Raw genomic sequence first — 21,612 nt, 5'->3', positions numbered from 1 at the left:
GCGACCCGGTCAGCCGGACGCGGCGGTCAGCCCCGCGACCACGGACCTGGCCAGGTCGTCCAGGTAACCCGCCGGCACGGCGTCCCGCACCACCACCTGTCGCCAGTAAAGGGGCCCGATCGCGAGGTCCAGCGCCCGCCCCGGATCCGTGCCCTCGGCCAGTTCGCCACGGGAAACGGCTTCCGAGACGATCCCCTCCGCCATCCGCCGCTCCCCCTCCAGCAGCGCGCCGCGCACGGCATCCGCGATCTCCGGATTGCGTGCCGCCTCCACCAGCAGGTCCGGGATCACCGCCGACGCCACCGGGTGCCGCAGCACGTGCGACATCACCTCCAGCAGGGCCCGTACGTCCCCGTACAGCGAGCCCGTCGCCGGCACGGGCAGGCCGTCCACGGCGAAGGCCCCCACCAGGTCGAGCACCAGGTGCAGCTTCGACTTCCAGCGCCGGTACACGGCCGTCTTGCCGACCCCCGCCCGCCGCGCGATCCCCTCGATCGACATCCGCGAGAACCCGACCGCGGCCAGTTCCTCCAGCACCGCGGCCCGGATCGCCTCCGTCACGTCCTCGCGCAGGACGGCGGCCCCGGCGGGGGCCCGGCGGGCGGTGGCGGGAGCCGCGGTGGCGGCGGGGGCGGGGGCGGCAGGGTCCGTGGAGGTCATGCACCGAGCATAGCCGCGCACGTGGCTACCCACTCGTCACGACGATACGGTTGCGTTCCGTCGTACCGGCCCCTAATCTCGCCGTAGCGACGATACGGAACCGTCCCATCGCCAGCCATGCAGCCAGCCGACGCCCTGACCCCGTCGAAAGCGACCCCCGTGACAGTGACCACCCATCCCGCCACGCCGGCGACGAAGACGCCCGCACCGGCCACGCTCGCCGACCTGGCGGCGGCGCACGGCCTGACCGTCAGCGGCGCCCGCCCCTCGCTCCCGAGCTACGTGCGCCAGCTCTGGGGCCGCCGCCACTTCGTGACCGCGTACGCCACCGCACGGATGCACGCCGCGTACAGCACGGCCAGGCTGGGCCAGGTCTGGCACCTGGTGACCCCACTGCTCAACGCGGCCGTCTACTACTTCATCTTCGGCATGATCATGAACGCCAGCCACGGCGTGGCGGACTACGTCCCGTTCCTGATCACCGGCGTCTTCGTGTGGGACTTCATCGGCAGCTCCATCAACGCCTCCACCCGCTCCATCCACGGCAATCTCGGCCTGGTCCGCGCCCTGCACTTCCCGCGCGCCAGCCTGCCCCTGTCCACGGTCGTCCAGCTGTTCCAGCAGCTGCTGGTCACCATGGGCGCGCTCGTCCTCCTGCTGCTCGCCTGCGGGCAGACCCCGACCCTCAAGTGGCTGCTGGCCGCGCCCGCCCTGGCCCTGATGGCCGTCTTCTGCGCCGGCGTCGCCATGGTCATGGCCCGCATCGGCAGCAAGAGCCCGGACATCAGCCAGCTGATGCCGTTCATCCTGCGCACCTGGATGTACTCGTCCGGGGTCATGTGGTCCATCGACTCGATGCTCAAGAAGGACCACCTCGCGTACTGGGTCACCGTCGTGCTCAAGACCAACCCGGCGGCCGTCTACATCGACCTCATGCGCTACGCGCTGATCGACAGCTTCAACGCGCACGCGCTCCCGCACCACGTGTGGGCGATCGCCGTCGGCTGGGCCCTGCTCGCGGGCGTCGGCGGATTCATCTACTTCTGGAAGGCTGAGGAGGAGTACGGCCGTGGCTGACACCAAGACCGCATCCGCAGGCACCCCCGCATCCGCGACCGCACCGGCCGCACCGGCCACGGCGGTCTACGACCCCCGCGACACCCGCGTCCCCACCGTCATCGCCGACGAGGTCCACGTCGTCTACAAGGTGAACGGCGCGGGCGGCCGCAAGGGCGGCGCCACCGCCGCCCTCAGCCGGATCTTCTCCCGCAAGCCCGCCCCCGGCATGCGCGAGGTGCACGCCGTCAAGGGCGTCACCTTCGTCGCGTACAAGGGCGAGGCCATCGGTCTGATCGGCTCCAACGGCTCCGGCAAGTCCACCCTGCTCGCCGCGATCGCCGGCCTCCAGCCCGTGGCCCGCGGCCGGATCTACTCGCACGGCCAGCCCTCGCTCCTCGGCGTGAACGCGGCCCTGATGAACGACCTCACCGGCGAGCGCAACGTGGTCCTCGGCGGCCTCGCGATGGGCATGTCCAAGGAGCAGATCCGCGAGCGCTACCAGGACATCGTCGACTTCTCCGGCATCAACCAGAAGGGCGACTTCATCTCCCTGCCCATGCGCACGTACTCCTCCGGCATGGGGGCCCGGCTGCGCTTCTCCATCGCCGCCGCCAAGGACCACGACGTACTCATGATCGACGAGGCCCTGGCCACCGGCGACGCCGACTTCCAGCGCCGCAGCCAGGCCCGCATCGAGGAGCTGCGCGAGCAGGCCGGCACCGTCTTCCTCGTCAGCCACAGCATCGGCACGGTCCGCGAGACCTGCGACCGGGCGATCTGGCTGGAGTCCGGTGTACTGCGCATGGACGGCCCGTCCGCCGAGGTCTGCGACGCGTACGAGAGGTTCACCTCGGGCCGCTGACGGGCGTGACGTACGGGGGACGGACAAAGGGCGGCCCGGGCAAAAGAAGCCCGGGCCGCCCTCGTGTCACCGTCCCGCGAGGACTAGACGTGCGCCCTCAGCAGCGAACGCATCGTCCGCATCGCGACCGACAGGTTCGCCAGGTCGAAGTCGTCCGAGCCCCGGATCTCGTCCAGGGTCGTCCGGGCCCGGCTGATGATCGCCGCGTTCTTGTCCTCCCACGCCTTGAAGCGGTCCTCGGGAGTCGAATCGCCGTCGCCCACCGCCAGCACGTCGGCGGTCAGCGCCGCGTGCGCCGCGAACAGGTCCTCGCGGATGGAGGCGCGGGCCATCGACTGCCAGCGGTCGGCCCGCGGCAGCTCGATGATCCGGTCCATCAGCTGGGTGATGTCCAGGCGGTCGGCGAGGTCGTAGTACACCTCGGCGACCTCCAGCGGGTTCACGCCGGTGCGGTCCGAGATCGCGACGATGTCGAGCGTCGGGAAGGCCGAGGAGAATCCGGCGACCTTGGCCGCCAGCTCCTCCGGAACGCCCTCGCCGATCAGCTCGTCCATGATCGACTGGTACCACTCCAGGTCCGCGCCGCGCACCAGCTTCGGCAGCTCGGCCCAGACCTCGCTCACCCGGTCGGAGAACAGCTCGATCGTCTCGGTGATCTGGAGCGGCTGCGGCCGGTTGTTCAGCAGCCAGCGGGTGGCGCGCTCGACCAGGCGCCGCGAGTGCAGCCGCACCCGGGTCTGGACGTCGGCCGCGACCTTGTTGTCCAGCGACTCGACCGCGTCCCACACCTCGGCCAGGCCGAAGATCTCGCGGGCCGCGAGCTGCGCCCGGACGATCTCCTCCGTCGAGGCTCCGGACTCCTCGCGCAGACGGTGCAGGAAGGTCGAACCACCGGTGTTGACCGTGTCGTTGACCAGCAGCGTCGTGATGATCTCGCGGTGCAGCGCGTGCGCGTCGATCTGCTCCGGGAACTTCGCGCGCAGGGCGGCCGGGAAGTACGCGTGCAGCAGCCGGCGCAGGTACGGGTCGTCCGGCAGCTCTGTGGCGATGAGCTCGTCCGCCACCGTGATCTTGGTGTAGGCGAACAGGACGGCCAGCTCCGGCTGGGTCAGGCCCTTGCCGGCGCCCAGAAGCTCGCGGATCTGCCGGTCGGTGGGCAGGAACTCGATGTTCCGGTCCAGCCGTCCGGCCGCCTCCAGGCGGCGCATGAAGCGCTGCTGGGCGTGGAGCAGGCTGGGGGCCTGGGCGATGCCGTTGGCGAGGGCCACGTTCTGCGCGTAGTTGTTGCGCAGCACCAGGTGGCCGACCTCGTCGGTCATCTCCGCGAGCAGCTTGTTGCGCTGCTTGACGGTCATGTCCCCGTCCGCGACGACCGCGTTCAGCAGGATCTTGATGTTCACCTCGTGGTCGGAGGTGTCCACGCCCGCGCTGTTGTCGATGGCGTCGGTGTTGACCTTGCCGCCCTCGCCGCCGGCGCCGATCCGCGCGAACTCGATGCGGCCGAGCTGGGTCAGGCCCAGGTTGCCGCCCTCGCCGATGACCTTGGCCCGGACGTCCCCGCCGTTGACGCGGATGGCGTCGTTGGCCTTGTCGCCGACGTCGGCGTGCGTCTCGGTCGACGCCTTGACGTACGTGCCGATGCCGCCGTTCCACACCAGGTCCACGGGGGCCTGGAGGATGGTCTGCATCAGCTCGGCGGGGGTCATCTTGGTGACGCCCGCCTCGATGCCGAGGGCCGCGCGCATCTGCGCGTTGACCGGGATGGCCTTCGCCGTGCGCGGGTGCACGCCGCCGCCCGCGGAGAGCAGTTCGGCGTTGTAGTCGGCCCACGAGGAGCGCGGCAGGTCGAACAGGCGCCGGCGCTCGGCGTACGAGGTCGCCGCGTCCGGGGTCGGGTCGATGAAGATGTGCCGGTGGTCGAAGGCGGCGACCAGGCGGATGTGCTCGGAGAGCAGCATGCCGTTGCCGAACACGTCGCCGGACATGTCACCGACGCCGACGACCGTGAAGTCCTCGGTCTGCGTGTCGTGCCCCAGCTCGCGGAAGTGCCGCTTGACGGACTCCCACGCACCGCGGGCGGTGATGCCCATGCCCTTGTGGTCGTAGCCGGCGGAGCCGCCCGAGGCGAACGCGTCGCCCAGCCAGAAGCCGTACGACTCGGCGACGCCGTTGGCGATGTCGGAGAAGGTCGCGGTGCCCTTGTCGGCGGCGACGACGAGGTAGGTGTCGTCCTCGTCGTGGCGGACCACGCCGTTCGGCGGCACGACCTCGCCGCCGACCATGTTGTCGGTGATGTCGAGCAGCGCCGAGATGAAGATCTTGTACGAGGCGATGCCCTCGGCGAGCCAGGCGTCGCGGTCCACCGACGGGTCCGGCAGGTTCTTGGCGACGAATCCGCCCTTGGCGCCGACCGGCACGATGACGGTGTTCTTGACCATCTGCGCCTTGACCAGGCCGAGGATCTCCGTACGGAAGTCCTCGCGGCGGTCGGACCAGCGCAGGCCGCCCCGGGCGACCTTGCCGAAGCGCAGGTGGACGCCCTCGACGCGCGGGGAGTACACCCAGATCTCGTACGCCGGGCGCGGTGCCGGGAGCTCCGGGATGGCCTGCGGGTCGAACTTCATCGACACGTAGGAGTGCTGCTCGCCCGCGTCGTTGAGCTGGAAGAAGTTGGTCCGCAGGGTGGCGTTGATCAGCGTGAGGAACGACCGCAGGATCCGGTCCTCGTCCAGCGAGGCGACCTGGTCCAGGGCCCCGGCCAGCTCCTCCAGCATGGCGTCGATGAGCTCGGTGCCGGCGGACTGGCGGCCGGGCGACATCCGGGCCTCGAACAGCGAGACCAGCAGCCGGGTCGTGTGGACGTTGTTGCGGAGGGTGTCCTCCATGTAGTCCTGGCTGAAGTTCACGCCGGCCTGGCGCAGGTACTTCGCGTACGCGCGCAGCACCACGGCCTGGCGCCAGGTGAGCCCGGCGGACAGCACCAGGGTGTTGAAGTTGTCGTTCTCGGCGTCGCCCTGCCAGACCGCGGCGAAGGCGTCCTGGAAGCGCTCGCGGGCGTCGTCCCCGAGGTACGCGTCGCCGTTGCCGGCGGGCAGCGGCATCCGCAGGCCGAAGTCGTAGATCCACGCGTTGCTGCGGTCGCTGCAGCGCAGCTCGTACGGGCGCTCGTCGGTGACCTCGACGCCCAGGCGCTGGAGCACGGGCAGGACCGCGGACAGCGAGACCTGCTCACCGGTGCGGTAGATCTTGAAGCGGCGCTCGCCGGGGCCCGCGCCGACCGGCTCGTACAGCGACAGCGCGAACTCGCGGTCGCTGGCAGAGAGCCGCTCCAGGTGGCAGAGGTCGGCCACGGCCGCGCGCGGCTTGTGGTCGGCCTTGTAGCCCTCGGGGAAGGAGGTGCCGTACTTGCGCAGCAGCTCGGCGGCGCGCTCCTCGCCCACCTCGGCGACCAGGGCGTCGGCGAAGCCGTCGGCCCAGGAGCGGGCGGCCTCGACGAGGCGGGCCTCGATGCGCTCGACGTCGCCGTCCGTCAGGACGGGCAGCTCCTTGCCCTGCGGGACGCGGATGACGAAGTGGATGCGGGCCAGGATCGACTCGGTGTTCCACGCGGTGAAGTCGACGCTGCTGCCGTCGAGCTCCTCCTGGAGGATCGCGATCAGGCGCAGCCGCACGCCGGTGGTGTAGCGGTCGCGCGGCAGGTAGACGAGCGCCGAGTAGTAGCGCCCGTACTCGTCCTGGCGCAGGTACAGCCGCAGCCGGCGGCGCTCCTGCAGGTACAGGACGGAGGTGGCGATCTCGCGGAGCTTGTCGACCGGGGTCTGGAACAGCTCGTCGCGCGGGTAGGTCTCCAGGATCTGGAGCAGGTCGCGGCCGTCGTGGCTGTGCGGCGAGAAGCCGGCGCCGTCGAGGACCTCGGCGACCTTGCGGCGGATGACCGGGACTCGGCGCACCGACTCGGTGTACGCGGCGGAGGAGAACAGGCCGAGGAAGCGGCGCTCGCCGACGACGTTGCCCTCGGCGTCGAACTTCTTGACGCCGACGTAGTCGAGGTAGGAGGGGCGGTGCACGGTGGCGCGGCTGTTGGCCTTGGTCAGCACCAGCAGGCGGTGCTCGCGGGCCTTGGCGCGGGCGTCGGCCGGCAGCCGGTTGAAGGACGGCGAGACGGGGTGGTCGTCCTCCTGGCCGCTGTGGTGCGGGTCGGAGCGCAGGATGCCGAGGCCGGTGCCGGGCACGGCGGCCAGGGCGTCGCCGTCGGTGAGGTTGTACTCGCGGTAGCCGAGGAAGGTGAAGTGGTCGTCGGCGAGCCAGCGCAGCAGCTCGCGGGCCTCTTCGAGCTCGTACTCGCGCAGGTCCGGGGCGGTCGGCTCGTCGGGGAGGTCGTCGGCGATGCGCAGCGCGGCGTCGCGCATCTTCTCCCAGTCCTCGACGGACTCGCGGACGTCGGACAGGACGCGGCGCAGGTCGTCGGTGATCTGCTTGAGGTCGGCGCGGTCGGTCTCGCGGTCGGTCTCGACGTGGATCCAGGACTCGACGAGGGAGTCGTGGGGGCGCGCGGTCTTGGGGCCGTGCGCGTCGCAGTCGGGACCGAGGATCTCGATCAGCTTGCCGGTGACGTCACGGCGGACGACGACCTGCGGGTGGATCACGACGTGGATGCCGCGGTTCTGCCGGGACAGCTCGTTCGTCACGGAGTCCACGAGGAAGGGCATGTCGTCGGTGACGACCTCGACGACCGAGTGGCTGGAGGTCCACCCGTTCTCCTCGACCGTCGGGGTGTGCACGCGCACGTTCGCGGTGCCCTGCGGCCGGGTCTCGGCGAGCCGGTAGTGGGAGAGAGCGGCCCCGAACACGTCGACCGGGTCCCGGTCCAGGAGGTCCTCTGGGGCGGTGTGCAGGTAGTAGCGCTGGAGGTAGGCGAGAGTGGTGTCCCGGTCGGGACGCTCCCCCTGCTCGGACCCAGTCGGAAGTAGCCCCCCGGCCGGGCTGTGCTCAGCTACCCGGGCCGCCCGCGCGAGCAGCTCGGCCTTTGCTTCGTCCAGCTTGGTCTGCATGTCCTCTGGCTCCTGTCGCGCGCCATTGCGTGACGTAGGTGAAGGAAGGAATGGCGTGGCGCCGCGACGCGGGGTGACCGCTGGGGATCGGCGCTGTGCCGTGATGAGAGCCGACCGGGAGGGAACTGGCCATGATCGGCTGGGGCTCCCGGCAGCAGGGATCAGCGAAGGCCCGGGCACGGTCGTGCGCCGGGCGCAGGCCGGAGGCTGCGGCGCCTCCGATGACTATCGCGCTGATCACGGGTACCAGGCTATCTCGCCGGACCCCCTGTCCGTCACGGGCCGGATCTGTACAAAAGCAGGTCTCGAACTTTGACGATGTGCGCAGTGACGGGGGCATATTCTGAGCGTATTTATTCGGCCATGCGGCGAGCAGCGGATACGGCCTCTGCCAGGGTGTCGACGACTTCGACCCCTGCCGATTCCAGACTGCGTCGGCTGTGCGAACCGCCCGTGTAGAGGACCGCTCTCGCACCGACGTGCTGTGCGGCCAGTGCATCGTCCACGGCGTCTCCGATGAGAACCGTACGGCTGCTGGTCACACCGGTCTGCCGCAGGGCCTCCATGTGGCGTACGAGATGTCCGGCCTTGCTCGTGTGCGAGGGCCCGATCCGCCCGTCGACGCGCAGGAAGTGCCTCTCGATGTCGTGTGCCTGCACGAGGGGTACGAGCTTCTCGTGGGGCGCGAGCGAGAGCAGGGACTGCGTGAGCCCGTCCGCCTGCCAGTCGCGCAGCAGCTCGCGGGCCCCGGCGGTGAGCCCGGCGGCGTCGGCCGCGGCCCAGTAGTAGCGGTGGAAGGTCTCGTCCATGACCTCCCACTCGGCGTCGGTGGGCAGCCGGCCCATCAGCCGCTCGTAGAACTTCGGCACCGGTACGACGTACAGCTCGCGGTAGCGCTCCAGCGTGATCGGCGCGAAGCCGAACTCGGCGAAGGAGGCGTTCGTGGCGGCGATGACGGCGTCGATGTCGTGCAGGAGGGTGCCGTTCCAGTCCCACACTATGTGGAGGGGGGCGGCGGCGGGGGCGCCGGGGACGAGGGAAGTGCTCACTTCAGCAGCCCCGGGATCTCCTGGACGCCGAACCACAGCAGCTCGTGGTCCTCGGCGCCGTCCACGGTGAACTGCGCGTCGTCGTCCCCGGCTTCGGCGGCCTCCAGAGCGGCGGCGGCGGCCGTCACGTCCTCCAGGGCATCGTCGGCGTCCACGTGCACCGCGGCCGCCACGGCCAGCCGTACGGCCGCGGCGAGGGTCACCAGGCCGAGCGTGGCCTCGTCGACCCCGGGGGTCGCGGCGGCGGCCTTGTCGTCCACGTCGACGGCGACGACCACGCGCTTGCGCGGGGCGGCCGCGTCGGCGGCGAGCATCCGCAGGGAGGCGGCCGCGGCCCGCCCGAGGGCGGCGTACTCCAGCTCCTCCAGGTCGTCCGACACGTACCACTCACGCAGCCCGGGAGTGACGGCGTACGCCCGCAGCGGGGCGGGGCCCAGCTCACCCGCCTCGTGCGCCTCGGCGAGCCCGGGGAGGGTCAGGGGGACGTACACGCGCATGGCCGGCTGCTTTCGGTAGTCGGAAACGCCCTCAGGATACGACCGACCCCACCCGCCGCGGCGACCTCCCCGCGGTGCCGGCCCCTTCCCGGCTCCGGAAGGGCGTACCGGACTCCGGTGGGTGACGGGCGGCGTCCCCCTTCGGGGTGCCGGCCCGCGGCCCGGCACCGTCCACCGCACGCCCCCACCGGCGCCGGGACCGGCCCGGGGCCGCACGGCACCCACCCGGATAGGTGAACCGGCCCGGCCCGTCCGGGCCCCGCGGGCGTCGTTGCGAAGGGTGGTCACGGACCGTAGAAGTCCCCTACCAAGTTACCGCCCGGTACCGCTCCGGGCCCGGACTTCTCGGGGACGACCGCCATGACCAGGACCAGGAACGCCACCCGGCCCCCCGGCCGCCACGACCAGCGCCGCCCCCACCCCGCCCGCACCCCGCGCGGCCCGCACGACTGGTTCGCGGAGCGGCTGCTCGCGGTGGTCAGCGGCCAGCGCCCCGTCCACTCGCTGCTGGGCCACACGGTCGGCCCGGCCTACGACCAGCTGGTCACGCTGGCCCCCGCGGGCCCGCTGCGCGACCGCCTGCGCCCGGTCCTGCGCCGGTGCGGCCGCTTCCATCCCGGCCCGGGCGTCATCGAGGCCTTCGCGCGCATCACGACGGGCGATCGCGTCTCGGCGATGGCCTTCCGCCTGGAACAGGGCCCGGACCTGCGCTGGCGCTGCGCGGCCATCGAAATGGATCCCCTCGCGTGAGCGGGCCCTACCGGCCGGTCCACCAGGCGGCGGCCCCGGAGCCGGCGGCCGTGGTCACCAGCGTGACGAGCCAGACGGGCACACGGTGGATGATCACGTGCAGCCCGCCCCACCGCAGCTCGAACTGCGGCTGCTGCCGCCTGCTCTCAACTCGCTTGTCCATGGCCCCAGTTAAGCACCGGCTGCAGCCCGCTTGGCAAAGGCCGGATCTGTACAAAAGCAGGGGGTGGACTTTGACGATGTGCACAGCGACGGCGCCCGGGGGACGGTCCGCACTCGGCCCGCCCGGCCCCGTACAACGGCGCCGGGGCCGGACACCGTGTGGTGTCCGGCCCCGGCGGGGGTGCCCGTACGGGCGGAGGTCACTTCTTGCGGCGACGGCCGCCGGCGGCCTTCTGCGCCTTGCGGCGCTCGGCACGCGTCATGCCGTCACCCGCCTCGTCTGCGTCGAAGTCGCCCTCGACGACCCCGCCCTCCCCGTCCACCGTCGGGGCCGAGAAGTGCAGCCGGTCCGGGCGCTGCGGGGCGTCCAGGCCCTTGGCCCGGATCTCCGGCCGCACGCCCGCCGGCTCCTTGGTCATCGAAGGCGCCGCGTCCTGCACCGGAACCTCCTCGACCTGCTGCTCGACCTGGACCTCCAGGTTGAACAGGTAGCCGACGGACTCCTCCTTGATGCCCTCCATCATGGCGTTGAACATGTCGAAGCCCTCGCGCTGGTACTCGACCAGCGGGTCCTTCTGGGCCATCGCCCGCAGGCCGATGCCCTCCTGCAGGTAGTCCATCTCGTACAGGTGCTCGCGCCACTTGCGGTCCAGCACCGACAGGACCACGCGCCGCTCCAGCTCGCGCATGATGTCCGAGCCGAGCGCCTTCTCGCGCGCCTCGTACTGCTCGTGGATGTCGTCCTTGACGGACTCCGCGATGAACTCGGCGGTGATGCCCGCGCGGTCGCCCGCCGCGTCCTCCAGCTCGGCGACCGTGACCTTGATCGGGTAGAGCTGCTTGAAGGCGCCCCACAGCCGGTCCAGGTCCCACTCCTCGGCGAAGCCCTCGACCGTCTCGGCCGCGATGTACGCGTCGATCGTGTCGTCCATGAAGAAGCGCACCTGCTCGTGCAGGTCCTCGCCCTCCAGGACGCGGCGGCGCTCGCCGTAGATGACCTCGCGCTGGCTGTTGAGGACCTCGTCGTACTTCAGGACGTTCTTGCGCGTCTCGAAGTTCTGGGTCTCGACCTGCGACTGGGCCGACGCGATCGCGCGCGTCACCATCTTGTTCTCGATCGGCACGTCGTCCGGCACGTTCGCCATCGACATGACGCGCTCCACCATCTGCGCCTTGAACAGGCGCATCAGGTCGTCGCCCAGCGACAGGTAGAACCGGGACTCGCCGGGGTCGCCCTGACGGCCGGAGCGGCCGCGCAGCTGGTTGTCGATACGGCGCGACTCGTGCCGCTCGGTGCCCAGCACGTACAGCCCGCCGAGGGACTTGACCTCTTCGAACTCGGCCTTCACGGCCGCCTCGGCGCGCTCCAGCGCGGAGGGCAGCGCGTGCGCCCACTGCTCGATGTGCTCTTCCGGGTCCAGGCCCTGCTGGCGCAGCTCGGCCTCGGCGAGGTCGTCCGGGTTGCCGCCGAGCTTGATGTCGGTACCGCGGCCGGCCATGTTCGTGGCGACCGTGACGGCGCCGCGGCGGCCGGCCTGGGCGACGATCGAGGCCTCGCGCTCGTGCTGCTTCGCGTTGAGCACCTCGTGCGGGATGCCCCGCTTGGAGAGCTGCTGCGAGAGGTACTCGGACTTCTCGACCGAGGTGGTGCCGACGAGGATCGGCTGGCCCTTCTCGTGCTTCTCCGCGATGTCGTCGACGACGGCGGCGAACTTCGCGACCTCGGTCCGGTAGATCAGGTCCGGCTGGTCCTTGCGGACCATGTCGCGGTTGGTCGGGATCGGGACGACGCCGAGCTTGTAGATCTGGTGGAACTCCGCGGCCTCGGTCATGGCCGTACCGGTCATGCCCGACAGCTTGGAGTACAGGCGGAAGAAGTTCTGCAGGGTGATCGTGGCGAGGGTCTGGTTCTCGTCCTTGATGTCCACCCCTTCCTTCGCCTCGATCGCCTGGTGCATGCCCTCGTTGTAGCGGCGGCCGGCGAGGATACGGCCGGTGTGCTCGTCGACGATCATGACTTCGCCGTCGATGACGACGTAGTCCTTGTCCTTCTTGAACAGTTCCTTCGCCTTGATGGCGTTGTTCAGGTAACCGACGAGCGGGGTGTTCACCGACTCGTAGAGGTTCTCGATGCCGAGCCAGTCCTCGACCTTGGCGACACCGGCCTCGTGGATGGCGACGGTGCGCTTCTTCTCGTCGACCTCGTAGTCGCCGGTCTCCTCGATGCCCTTCAGGGGCTCGCCGGGCTCGCCCTTCTTCAGGCGGGTGACCAGCTTCGCGAAGTCGGCGTACCACTTCGTGGCCTGGTCGGCCGGGCCGGAGATGATCAGCGGGGTACGGGCCTCGTCGACGAGGATCGAGTCGACCTCGTCGACCACGGCGAAGTTGTGGCCGCGCTGGACGAGCTCGTCCTGCGACCACGCCATGTTGTCGCGCAGGTAGTCGAAGCCGAACTCGTTGTTCGTGCCGTACGTGATGTCACTGTTGTACTGCTCCCGGCGCTGGGCCGGGGACATGTTCGCCAGGATGCAGCCGACCTCGAGACCGAGGAACTTGTGCACCCGGCCCATCATCTCCGAGTCGCGCTCGGCCAGGTAGTCGTTCACCGTGATCAGGTGGACGCCCTTGCCGGACAGCGCGTTCAGGTAGGCGGGGAGCGTGCCGACGAGGGTCTTGCCCTCACCGGTCTTCATCTCGGCGACGTAGCCGAGGTGCAGCGCGGCACCGCCCATGATCTGGACGTCGTAGTGCCGCTGGCCGAGGACGCGCTTGGCGGCCTCGCGGACGGTCGCGAACGCCTCGGGCAGCAGGTCGTCCAGGCTCTCGCCGTCCTGGTAGCGCTGCTTGTACTCGTCCGTGAGCGCCCGCAACTCGGCGTCGGAGAGGTTGACGAAGTCCTCTTCGATGGAGTTGACCTGGTCCGCGATGCGGTGCAGTTTGCGCAGGATCTTGCCTTCGCCTGCACGCATGAGCTTGTTGAAGACGGACACCGAGGTTTGTCTCCTTGCCGGTCGGGCCTGGGCACTGGTTCGTACACGGGCACGGAGGGTGGGCCCCACCGCAACGGCCATCGTAAGCGAGGACGCGGCCGCGCCGGGAGGCCCGCCGCATCCCGCAGGACACGGGCGCCCAGAAGGAGAACGTACGAGGTACCCGGAAGGTGCCGGTGTCCCCGACACGTCTTGCCCGAAAACTGCTCGCCCGACCCGCCCCGGCCCCGCAGAATCCGTACATGGAGCCCACGACACTGAACACGGCCCGGCTGCATCTGCGCCCCTTCGTCCCCGCGGACGAGGAGGAGGTGTACACCGCGGTGCAGGATCCGGAGATCCAGCGCTGGACGATGGTCCCCTCCCCCTACTCGCGCGAGCACGCGCGCGGCTTCGTCCTGGAGACCGTCCCCGCCGGCTGGCGCGAGGACACCGCGTACAGCTTCGCGGTCCGCCTCGGGGCGGACGGTCCGCTGGTCGCGGCCGTCGGCGTGCACGTGCGCGGGCAGGGCTCGTACGAGATCGGCTACTGGGCGGCGAAGGAGCACCGGGGCCGCGGCTACATGGCCGAGGCCGTCGCCGCCGTCTCCCGCTGGGCCTTCACCGAGGTGGGCGCCGTACGCCTGGAATGGCGCGCCGAGGTCGGCAACACGGGCTCCCGGGCCGTCGCGGAGAAGACCGGCTTCCGCTTCGAGGGCGTACTGCGGGCCGCGGTGCTCCGCGGCGGCACCGCGCGGGACTCCTGGATCGGCGCCCTGCTGCCCGCGGACCTGGGCCTGGCCCCCTCGCTGCCGTACCTGCCCGCTGTCAGTGGCCGCCCCTAGGCTGCGGGCATGACGCTCGCACCCTCCGTGTCCCTGTCCGCCGACGAAGCGCGCCGGATCGCCCTGCGCGCGCAGGGCTTCCTCGGGGCGCCCGACCGCAGGGGTGGGGTGCGGGGCGTCCTGCGCCACCTGGGCGCCGTCCAGCTGGACACCATCTCCGTCCTGGCCCGCTCGCACGAGCTGATCCCGTACGCGCGCCTGGGCGCGGTGGGCCGGCCGGCAGTGGAGTCGGCGTACTGGTCGGGCGGCCACGCCTTCGAGTACTGGTCGCACGCGGCCTGCATCCTGCCGATCGAGGAGTGGCCGCACTTCGCGTTCCGGCGCCGCTCCCGCCGTGCCCGCGGGCACCGGTGGCACGTCCTGCAGGACAAGGAGCGCTCGACGCGGGCGGTCCTGGACCGCCTCAAGGCGGACGGCCCGCTGACCTCCACCGAGCTGGGCGGCGCCAAGAACGGCGGCGAGTGGTTCGAGTGGTCCGAAACCAAGATCGCGGTGGAGTGGCTGCTGGACACCGGCGAGGTGGTCTGCGCCGAGCGCCGCGGCTGGAAGCGCGTCTACGACCTGCCCGAGCGGGCGGTGCCGGACGCGCTGCTCCACGACGACCTGGACGACCGCGAGTGCCTGCGCCGCCTGGTGACGCTGGCCGGGCAGAGCCTGGGCGTGGGCACCCGCGCCGACATCGCGGACTACCACCGCCTCAAGGGCGAGCAGGTCGACGCGGTGATCGCCGATTCGGGGCTGGTCCCCGTCGAGGTCGAGGGCTGGACGAAGCCGGCCTGGGCCGACCCGGCCGCACTGGCGACGGCCCCCCGCGGCCGCCACCGCACCACCCTGCTCTCCCCGTTCGACTCCCTGGTCTGGGACCGGCCGCGCACGGAGCGGATCTTCGGCTTCGCGCACCGGCTGGAGGCGTACGTCCCCAAGCCCAAGCGGATACACGGGTACTTCGCGATGCCGCTGCTGGCGGGCGGGCGGCTGCAGGGCCGGGTCGACCCGGCCCGCGAGGGCACCACGCTGGTGGCCCGGCAGCTCTCCCTGACCACCCCCGGGGCAGCCCTCCCGATGGCGCAGGCGCTGCGCGAGGCGGCGGAGTGGGTCGGCTGCGACGCCGTCCGCGTCGAGCGCGCGAGCTCCCCCGAGGAGGCCGCCGCGGTCACGGCGGCACTGGCGGCCCTCTGACCTCAGCGGATCTCGAGGATCTTCTCCCGCATCGCGTAGACCACGGCCTCCATCCTGGAGTGGAGCTGGAGCTTCTCCAGGATGTTGCGGACGTGGTTCTTCACGGTGTTCTCGGAGATGAACAACTCCTTGGCGATGTCGCGGTTGTTCATCCCGGTCGCCACCAGCTTGAGGACCTCCAGCTCGCGGTCCGTCAGGCGCGGCGCCGGCACCAGCCGCCGCTCGTCCGTCCGCTGGATCATCGACTTGAACTCGGTCAGGAGCTTCGACGCCATCGACGGGCTGATCTGCGACTGCCCGTCGGCCACCGCGCGGATCGCCGTCGCCACCTCGTCGGTCGAGATCTCCTTCAGGAGGTACCCGGTGGCGCCCGCCTTGATCGCGTCGTAGAGGTCCGCCTCCTCGTCGCTGATCGTCAGCATGATGATCTTCGCGGAGGGGGCCACCTCCTTGATCGAGGTGCACGCCTCGATCCCGCCGCGCCGGGGCATCCGCACGTCCATGAGCACGATGTCCGGCAGCAGGTCCGCCGCCTTGTCCACCGCCTCCGCGCCGTCCCCCGCCTCACCGACGACCTGGATGTCCTCCTCCTGCGCGAGGACGATCTCCAGCCCGCGCCGGAAGAGTGCGTGGTCGTCGACGACGAGCACCCGGATCGGCTCGCCGCCGTCGTCACCTCGCACCGGCCCGAAGCTGTCCGCCATCGTTCCTCCCCCTGCATGTACCGAGCTGCCGGGTCAACCGGACCGGAACTCCGGCCGGTTGACTGCCCGCCATGATTCCATGCCCGCGCCACCCGCCGGGGAGGCCGCGGCGGCCACCTGGCGCATACGAGTCACACAGAGGCCCCCGGAGACGCCGCGGCATCCCCGGGGGCACTTCACGGAAAATCAGGACGCGGCATCAGCCGCCGAGCGCCCCGCCCGCGCCCGCACCGGGCTCGGCCGAGCTGGAGGCCTCGTCGGAATTGAGGTGGATCACGCCGTAGTCATAGCCGTGGCGCCGGTAGACGACGCTCGGCATCTTGGTGTCGGAGTCGACGAACAGATAGAAGTCATGGCCGACCAGTTCCATTTCGTACAGTGCCTGGTCGAGCGGCATGGGTGCCGCGGAGTGCGTCTTCTCGCGGACGATGAGCGGGCCTTCGCCCTGTACTTCCAGCGATCCGATCCGAGTGGTCGGGACCGCGTCCCCCGGCTCCTCCGTGACCGGCTGGCCGCTGCCGTTGAGCCGGGCCACGCCGGGAACCGTGTCGGCGACCTCGGCCGCCGAGAGCCGGCCGTTGCCGCGGCGGGTGTAGCGCTTGTCGTGCTGCTTGCGCAGCTGCGCCTCCAGCTTCTCCTGTGCCAGGTCGAGCGCCGCGTACGCGTCGGTGGCGGCGGCTTCGGCGCGGACCACGGGGCCCCGCGAACGCAGGGTGATCTCCACGCGGTCGGAACGGTCGGCCTGGCGCGGGTTGTGCTCCTTGGACACCTCGACGTCCAAGCTGATCACCTTGGCGTCGAGCTTCTGGATCCGCTCGGGATTCAGCTTCTCGGCCACGTGCTTGCGGAACCGCTCGGGCACCTCGGTCTTGCGGCCCTTGACGACGATGTCCACGCAGAACTCCGTTCCCGGATAGCTCCGCCTCATGGGGCGAAGCGTCTCCCTTTCGCACCAGGCCCCGGTGAACACCGGAGCCACGGACTTGGCGACATTCACCTCTCGATCCGGTGCGTGCGACCAGGACTCGCCAGTTCCTTACAACCGAACATATCCCTCCATGCCGGTTGTCGGCACCCGCTACCGGACCGTACCTCCGTTCAGGTGGCTGTTCTCTCTTACTACCTGCAACGATGCGCCTTCCCCAACAGTTCCAAATCTATTCACAAGAGCGTTGCTCTGTACGGGTTGTCGACCGATTTCCTACGAAGGATCCTGCCGGGGCGGCCACCACGGCCGCCCCCGCCACCACCCCGACCGACGCCGCCCGCAACGCCCGGGCCGCCTCCGCGAGGGTGGCTCCGGTGGTGATCAGGTCGTCCACCAGCACGATCCGCGCGGTGGCCGGGAGCAACCCCCCGCACCCGCCGCGCACCCCCAGGGCCCCCGTGAGGTTCTCCCGCCGCTCCCGGGCCCCCAGCCCCGCCTGGTCGGCCACCGGCCGGACCTGGCGCAGTACGGACGCCACCCGCGCCGGAACACCGGCCCGCCGCAGCCGCGCCGCGGCCGCCAGAGCCGTTCTGCGCGCCGGATCGTGCCCGCGCGCCCGCACCTGCCGCCGCGCCGAGGGCACGGGTACCAGGACCAGCTCCTCCCCCGCCGACGCGGCACCCGCGCCCGCCACCCCGGAGACGGCCGCCGCCAGGGCGGCGCCGAGCGGCCCGGCCAGCGGAAGCGCCCCGCGCTCCTTGTGCGCCAGTACGACCTCCCGTACCGCGCCCTCGTACGCGGCGGCCGCATGCACCACGGGCAGCCCCGCGGGCCGCGGAGAGGGCCGCACACGGCCCGCCGCGGCCCCGCTCAGCGCCCGCGCGCATCCGGGGCACAGCAGCACCCGGGCAGCCCCGCAGCCTCCGCAGCCGGCCGGCAGGACCAGTCCGGCGAGCTCCTGCCACCACCCCCGCATCCGCCCACTGTGCCGGGCCGCCCGCGCGCCCCGCCACCCCTGTGGACAACGTACGGCGCGCCGCGAAAGCCGCGGAAGAGGTGGGCGAAGGGCAGGTCAGCCCGGGTAGACCGGGGCCCGGCCGCCCGGCGCCACCGTGCGCCACTGCGCCCCCGGCGGCAGCCACACGATCCCGTCCTCGTCCGAGTGCGCGACCACCGGCTTCTTCTCGTCCTCCGTCGCCGCGACCGCGTCCAGCCCCGTCGCCCCGGGCAGGCTCGCCGCGACCATCGACCCGTCGGCCAGCATGTACCGGGCCTGCACGACCCCGCCGTTCTCCCGGCCCACCACCAGCAGCCGCCCGCGCGGCGCCCAGCTCAGCGCCGTCACGCTCGCCATCTGCGGGGCCGCCGGGCGCAGCTCGCGCACCGACACCGGCGCCGCGTCGCCCTTGCCCCCGGGCCGCTCGATCCGCCCGATGTACAGGTTCTTGCTGTTCCCCGACTGCACCAGCAGCGCGATCCGCACCCCGTCCGGCGAAGCCTTCAGCGCGGTGATCCGCCCGCCGTCCAGCCCGGCCACGTCGATCTTCTGCGGGATCCCGGTCCCGCCCGGCACCCGGTACAGCGCCGGATTCGCCTGATCCTGGTCCGCGATCCACACGTCGCCCGCCGCGTCCCAGCTCGGGGTGCCCAGCCCGTTCGGCTTGGCGCCCTTGCCGGTCAGCACCGGCTGCGGCATGGGCCCGGCCGTCGTCAGGTTCACCAGGTACAGCCCGTGCCCGTCCTCGGAGACCACCGCCGCACGCTTCTCGTCGTACGAGACGGCCGCGGAGCCCACCTTGAACCCGGGGTTCCCGGCGCTGGGCGACAGCGGCCCCGGCACCGGCTCCGGCCTGTACTGCTGGTCCTCACTGGTGACGTCGAGCTTCATCCGGACGAACCGGCCCTCGCCGTCGACGTAGTACTGGTACTCCGGCCCCTGCGGCCGGTGGGCGATCCCCGCCGCGGTCGGCTCGGTCACCGAGCACAGCGAGGAACGGTCCGAGCGCAGCAGCTCGACCCGCGCCATCCGCGAGGACGTCAGGTCCTGCACGGTGTACATGAGTTGCGCGGCCATCTTCTCGCACTGCGGCTGCGCGACGTTGTCGACCTTGTCGTTGAGCGGCACCTTCAGCACGTTCTGGCCGTCGTAGGTCAGGGACTTGGTGCCCTCCCGCAGCTCGGTGCCGGTCGGGAAGCTCGAAGTGACCACGGGGCCAAGCCACTTGGACGGGCCGGCCAGCAGCGACTGCACGGTCTGCGTGGTCGGGTCCATCCGCGAGTCGGGGTCGCTGCGCTGGCGCACGTACACCGGGTCGGCGACGAGGGCGCCGCCCGCGAAGTAGTACTTGTTGACCGGCATGTAGATGCGCTGGAAGTCGGACTCGCTGAGCACGAGACCGCTCGGCGGCGTCGCGATCCGCCACTGCTTGTTCTCCTGGACCAGCTGGAGGTACTCCTCGTAGCGGCGGCCCGCGGGCTCCGGCTGATAGGCGCTGCGCTCGTCCACCGTCGCGAGCTTCTTGCCGGTCATCTTCCAGCGGGGGCCCGGAGCGTCCTTCTCGTTGCCCACGGAGAACCGGTCGATGCCCGCGGAGAGCACGGTGACGGCGGAACCGGGCTTCCAGTTCTTCGCCGCCTCCTCGGTGAGGTACTTGCGGGCGGTCTGCAGCTGCGGGTCGTCGCTGGTCATGGCCTCCAGGAAGCCGTCGACGATGTCGGCCGGACCGGCCTTGTCGGCCGGCGGCACCCCGAAGACCCGCACCTGCGAGTCGACCCCCTGCGAGGCCTTCACCTCGCGGATCTCTCCGTGGTCGGGCATCGAGGCGCAGCCCGCCAGCAGCAGCCCGGCCGCGCCGAAGGCGTACGCCCGCACCGTCCGCCACCGGCGGCGGCCGTCCCTGCGCACCCGTGCGGGCTCAGCGTCCACCTGCGCCATCCTCCCGTGCTGCTGCTGCTGACTGCTCGGCGCCGGCGGCGCGCTCGGCCGCCACCTGGTCCGCCGCCACCTGGTCGGGATCGGCCGGGCGGGCCACGACCCGGGCCCCGCTGCCCGGCAGGGCCGTCGGGTCCGCCGGCACCGGCAGCGCACCGGCCACCGCCGACCGGGGCGGTATCGGCGACCGGTCGCCGCGGACGGGGCCCTGCTGCGCCTTCGGGGACGCCTGCGCGCCCGCCGCCTCGGCCGCGGCCCTGGCCCGGTTGGACCGGGAGTCCTCCGGCTCCAGCGGGATCGGGGACCCGCGCAGCGGCTCGTCGGCGGTCCGCGGCAGCGTCAGCCGGAACTGCGAACCGCCGCCCGGCTCGCCCCACGCCTGCAGCCAGCCGCCGTGCAGCCGCGCGTCCTCGACGGCGATGGACAGGCCCAGGCCCGTACCGCCCGTCGTACGCGCCCGTGCCGGGTCCGCCCGCCAGAAGCGGTTGAAGACGCGGGTGGCCTCGCCGGGCTTGAGCCCGACCCCGTAGTCCCGTACGGCCACGGCCACCGCACCGCCCGCCGAAGCGAGCCGGACGACCACGTCGCGGCCCTCGCCGTGCTCCACGGCGTTGACGACGAGGTTGCGCAGCACCCGCTCCACGCGCCGGGAGTCGGCCTCCGCTATGACGGGCTGGGTGTCGCCCAGCACCCGGATCCGGGTGCCCTTGTGCTCGGCGAGCGGCTCGGCGCCGTCGATGACCCGGCGCACGACGTCCCGCAGGTCGATCGGCTCCGCCTCCAGCGCCGCGGCGCCCGCGTCGAACCGGCTGATCTCCAGCAGGTCCGCGAGCAGCGACTCGAAGCGGTCGAGCTGGCCCGCGAGGAGCTCGGCGGAGCGGGCGGTGATCGGGTCGAAGTCGACCCGGGCGTCATGGATGACATCGGCTGCCATCCGTACGGTCGTCAGCGGCGTGCGCAGCTCGTGCGAGACGTCGGAGACGAACCGGCGCTGCATCCGCGACAGGTCCTCCAGCTGCTGGATCTTGAGCTGGAGGTTCTGCGCCATCTTGTTGAAGGCCTCGCCCAGACGGGCGATGTCGTCCTCGCCGGTGACCTTCATCCGCTCCTGGAGCCGCCCGGCCGAGAGCCGCTCGGCGATCCCGGCGGCCATCCGCACGGGCGTCACGACCTGCCGTACGACGAGCCAGGCGATCGCGCCGAGCAGCACCACCACGAACACGCCCGCGGTGGCGATGGTGACCTTGATGAGGTTGAGGGACTCCTCCTCCTGCGTGAGCGGGAAGAGGTAGTACAGGTCGTACGGGTCCCCGTTGATGTCGGTGAGCCGCTTGCCCACGACCAGCGCGGGCTCGGGCGCCTTGTCCCCGGACCCGGCGGTGTAGCGGATCTGCGAGAAGGTCTTGAAGGTGCCGGTCGCATGGTTGACGTCCCGGCGCAGCGCCGCGGGGACGCTCGCCGTCGGATCCACGTTCCCGGAGGCGCGGGCGCCCTTGACTCCCGAGACGAACGGCCCGCTCGGCTGCCCGCCCGCGTCGGGGCCGGCGCCCAGCGCGACCACCTCGAAGGCGGTCTGGCCGCCACTGGCGAGCTGCTTGACCAGCGAGTTCATCCAGGTACTGGCGTCCCGCCCGACCTTGTTGTCGGTGGCGTCGGGCCCGTCCACGGCCGAGGGCGTGTTGGCCTTCTCCTGCGCGACGGCGAAACCGCCCGCCGCCTGGCTCTGCGCGGCCTCCTCCTTGGCGTCGAGGAGCCCCTTGCTGACCTGGGCGATCACCACGAAACCCAGCGCGAGGACCACGGCCAGCGACATCAGGAGCGTCGCGGCGACCACGCGCAGCTGGATGTTGCGCCGCCACAGCCGGACAGCCGGAAGCAGCGGTCGTCGTACGAGGCGTACGAACAACCGCAGCACCGGACCGCCCGGCGCTCCGTCGGCCATCTGACGGAGCTGCCGGCCTCCCC

Annotated in this window: 16 protein-coding genes; 5 read left to right on the top strand and 11 right to left on the bottom strand. The window is 71.5% G+C overall.

Translation table 11 applies throughout. The features are described 5' to 3' along the window. Nucleotides 1–9: 9 nt before the first annotated feature. Nucleotides 10–660: a TetR/AcrR family transcriptional regulator gene (locus K7B10_RS24955; protein ID WP_229339266.1), complete on the bottom strand. Its 651-nt coding sequence runs from the start codon at nucleotides 658–660 to the stop codon at nucleotides 10–12. A 117-nt stretch (nucleotides 661–777) separates the two neighbouring features. Between K7B10_RS24955 and K7B10_RS24950 the strand changes: the two genes are divergently transcribed. Both K7B10_RS24950 and K7B10_RS24945 read left to right on the top strand, forming a co-directional pair. After that, nucleotides 778–1,737 (top strand): ABC transporter permease, encoded by a 960-nt coding sequence (locus K7B10_RS24950; RefSeq protein WP_229339264.1) that lies wholly within the window; start codon nucleotides 778–780, stop codon nucleotides 1,735–1,737. Nucleotides 1,738–1,837: 100 nt separating this feature from the next. Continuing rightward, on the top strand, nucleotides 1,838–2,581 hold the full coding sequence (locus tag K7B10_RS24945; protein WP_229345376.1) for an ABC transporter ATP-binding protein: 744 nt from the start codon (nucleotides 1,838–1,840) through the stop codon (nucleotides 2,579–2,581). A gap of 83 nt (nucleotides 2,582–2,664) precedes the next feature. Here K7B10_RS24945 and K7B10_RS24940 read toward each other — a convergent pair whose 3' ends face one another. From K7B10_RS24940 to K7B10_RS24930, 3 genes are all read right to left on the bottom strand, one after another. Continuing rightward, nucleotides 2,665–7,632 (bottom strand): NAD-glutamate dehydrogenase, encoded by a 4,968-nt coding sequence (locus tag K7B10_RS24940; protein ID WP_229339262.1) that lies wholly within the window; start codon nucleotides 7,630–7,632, stop codon nucleotides 2,665–2,667. 353 nt (nucleotides 7,633–7,985) lie between these two features. Continuing rightward, complete coding sequence (locus tag K7B10_RS24935) at nucleotides 7,986–8,681, bottom strand: HAD family hydrolase (RefSeq protein WP_229339260.1); 696 nt, start codon at nucleotides 8,679–8,681, stop codon at nucleotides 7,986–7,988. Beyond that, complete coding sequence (locus K7B10_RS24930; RefSeq protein ID WP_229339258.1) at nucleotides 8,678–9,178, bottom strand: DUF6912 family protein; 501 nt, start codon at nucleotides 9,176–9,178, stop codon at nucleotides 8,678–8,680. The genes K7B10_RS24935 and K7B10_RS24930 overlap by 4 nt, the downstream gene beginning before the upstream one ends. Before the next feature lie 360 nt (nucleotides 9,179–9,538). Here K7B10_RS24930 and K7B10_RS24925 point away from each other — a divergent pair, with 360 nt between their 5' ends. Beyond that, nucleotides 9,539–9,928 carry an Rv3235 family protein gene (locus K7B10_RS24925; protein ID WP_030866681.1) on the top strand — a complete coding sequence of 130 codons (390 nt, stop codon included), beginning with the start codon at nucleotides 9,539–9,541 and terminating at the stop codon, nucleotides 9,926–9,928. 7 nt (nucleotides 9,929–9,935) lie between these two features. Here K7B10_RS24925 and K7B10_RS24920 read toward each other — a convergent pair whose 3' ends face one another. Together K7B10_RS24920 and secA are read right to left on the bottom strand one after the other, a co-directional pair. Beyond that, complete coding sequence (locus tag K7B10_RS24920) at nucleotides 9,936–10,091, bottom strand: hypothetical protein (RefSeq protein ID WP_158734354.1); 156 nt, start codon at nucleotides 10,089–10,091, stop codon at nucleotides 9,936–9,938. Nucleotides 10,092–10,290: 199 nt separating this feature from the next. Further along, the gene (gene secA / locus K7B10_RS24915; RefSeq protein WP_229339256.1) at nucleotides 10,291–13,080 is read right to left on the bottom strand and encodes a preprotein translocase subunit SecA; all 2,790 of its coding nucleotides are present in this window, start codon (nucleotides 13,078–13,080) and stop codon (nucleotides 10,291–10,293) included. A gap of 242 nt (nucleotides 13,081–13,322) precedes the next feature. On the opposite strand from secA, the gene K7B10_RS24910 reads away from it, so the two are divergent. Beyond that, nucleotides 13,323–13,904, top strand: a complete 582-nt coding sequence (locus K7B10_RS24910; RefSeq protein WP_229339254.1) for a GNAT family N-acetyltransferase — start codon at nucleotides 13,323–13,325, stop codon at nucleotides 13,902–13,904. 9 nt (nucleotides 13,905–13,913) lie between these two features. After that, on the top strand, nucleotides 13,914–15,083 hold the full coding sequence (locus K7B10_RS24905; RefSeq protein ID WP_229339252.1) for a winged helix-turn-helix domain-containing protein: 1,170 nt from the start codon (nucleotides 13,914–13,916) through the stop codon (nucleotides 15,081–15,083). 2 nt (nucleotides 15,084–15,085) lie between these two features. Here K7B10_RS24905 and K7B10_RS24900 read toward each other — a convergent pair whose 3' ends face one another. The 5 genes from K7B10_RS24900 to mtrB all read right to left on the bottom strand — a co-directional run bounded on the left by K7B10_RS24900 (nucleotide 15,086) and on the right by mtrB (nucleotide 21,589). After that, nucleotides 15,086–15,787 carry a response regulator gene (locus K7B10_RS24900; protein WP_030161389.1) on the bottom strand — a complete coding sequence of 234 codons (702 nt, stop codon included), beginning with the start codon at nucleotides 15,785–15,787 and terminating at the stop codon, nucleotides 15,086–15,088. A gap of 199 nt (nucleotides 15,788–15,986) precedes the next feature. Next, a complete protein-coding gene (gene hpf, locus K7B10_RS24895) occupies nucleotides 15,987–16,682 on the bottom strand; it encodes a ribosome hibernation-promoting factor, HPF/YfiA family (RefSeq protein ID WP_372481562.1) in 696 nt (231 codons plus the stop codon). A 262-nt stretch (nucleotides 16,683–16,944) separates the two neighbouring features. Continuing rightward, on the bottom strand, nucleotides 16,945–17,691 hold the full coding sequence (locus tag K7B10_RS24890; protein WP_229339248.1) for a ComF family protein: 747 nt from the start codon (nucleotides 17,689–17,691) through the stop codon (nucleotides 16,945–16,947). Between the two features lie 96 nt (nucleotides 17,692–17,787). Next, nucleotides 17,788–19,641, bottom strand: a complete 1,854-nt coding sequence (locus K7B10_RS24885; protein ID WP_372481457.1) for an LpqB family beta-propeller domain-containing protein — start codon at nucleotides 19,639–19,641, stop codon at nucleotides 17,788–17,790. Continuing rightward, entirely contained in the window at nucleotides 19,631–21,589 is a 1,959-nt protein-coding gene (gene mtrB, locus K7B10_RS24880; RefSeq protein WP_229339243.1) for an MtrAB system histidine kinase MtrB, read from the bottom strand. The genes K7B10_RS24885 and mtrB overlap by 11 nt, the downstream gene beginning before the upstream one ends. Between the last annotated feature and the right edge of the window lie 23 nt (nucleotides 21,590–21,612).

Source organism: Streptomyces flavotricini (assembly GCF_020639365.1).
Lineage (GTDB): Bacteria > Actinomycetota > Actinomycetes > Streptomycetales > Streptomycetaceae > Streptomyces > Streptomyces flavotricini.
This window is presented reverse-complemented; position numbering and strand designations above follow the sequence as displayed.

Excerpts from the sequence above, each read along its gene's own strand:
- K7B10_RS24950 (WP_229339264.1), top strand. The coding sequence starts at position 778 with ATGCAGCCAGCCGACGCCCTGACCCCGTCGAAAGCGACCCCCGTGACA.
- mtrB (WP_229339243.1), bottom strand. The coding sequence starts at position 21,589 with ATGGCCGACGGAGCGCCGGGCGGTCCGGTGCTGCGGTTGTTCGTACGC.
- K7B10_RS24930 (WP_229339258.1), bottom strand. The coding sequence starts at position 9,178 with ATGCGCGTGTACGTCCCCCTGACCCTCCCCGGGCTCGCCGAGGCGCAC.
- K7B10_RS24920 (WP_158734354.1), bottom strand. The coding sequence starts at position 10,091 with ATGGACAAGCGAGTTGAGAGCAGGCGGCAGCAGCCGCAGTTCGAGCTG.
- K7B10_RS24890 (WP_229339248.1), bottom strand. The coding sequence starts at position 17,691 with ATGCGGGGGTGGTGGCAGGAGCTCGCCGGACTGGTCCTGCCGGCCGGC.
- K7B10_RS24910 (WP_229339254.1), top strand. The coding sequence starts at position 13,323 with ATGGAGCCCACGACACTGAACACGGCCCGGCTGCATCTGCGCCCCTTC.
- K7B10_RS24905 (WP_229339252.1), top strand. The coding sequence starts at position 13,914 with ATGACGCTCGCACCCTCCGTGTCCCTGTCCGCCGACGAAGCGCGCCGG.
- K7B10_RS24925 (WP_030866681.1), top strand. The coding sequence starts at position 9,539 with ATGACCAGGACCAGGAACGCCACCCGGCCCCCCGGCCGCCACGACCAG.
- K7B10_RS24900 (WP_030161389.1), bottom strand. The coding sequence starts at position 15,787 with ATGGCGGACAGCTTCGGGCCGGTGCGAGGTGACGACGGCGGCGAGCCG.
- K7B10_RS24955 (WP_229339266.1), bottom strand. The coding sequence starts at position 660 with ATGACCTCCACGGACCCTGCCGCCCCCGCCCCCGCCGCCACCGCGGCT.
- K7B10_RS24940 (WP_229339262.1), bottom strand. The coding sequence starts at position 7,632 with ATGCAGACCAAGCTGGACGAAGCAAAGGCCGAGCTGCTCGCGCGGGCG.